Origin of the sequence: Streptococcus sp. WM07 (assembly GCF_004570525.1) — a bacterium.
Lineage (GTDB): Bacteria > Bacillota > Bacilli > Lactobacillales > Streptococcaceae > Streptococcus.
On sequence record NZ_SPPZ01000363.1, the window covers coordinates 1 to 249 of the forward strand.

Consider the following 249-nt stretch of genomic DNA (forward strand, 5'->3'; position numbering starts at 1 on the left):
TTAAATCATTGAATGACGTCATTGATCAGTTGCAAGAAGTTATCCAAAGCTTATCAACTACTCGCTTACGATCGATTGTCCATAGAGAATGGATATCTGCTAATTTTGATTCTGAATGAGTATTACTTCCTTTTTTTGCCAGTGAAGAGGAGTTCGCATTCTTGGGAGTTGCTTCAAAGAACTTCCTACGAACATGCGCCCAACATCCGACCAGACTGGCTTCCTTTAACGTCCTATATGCGGACCACA

At 41.0% G+C, this 249-nt stretch carries 2 pseudogenes; one reads left to right on the forward strand and one right to left on the reverse strand.

Features of this window, described 5'->3' with window-relative positions:
• Positions 1-119, forward strand: a pseudogene (locus E4T71_RS10425) (IS630 family transposase); the annotation flags it as partial.
• 2 nt (positions 120-121) lie between these two features.
• Here E4T71_RS10425 and E4T71_RS10140 read toward each other — a convergent pair.
• A pseudogene (locus tag E4T71_RS10140) lies at positions 122-249 on the reverse strand (transposase); the annotation flags it as partial.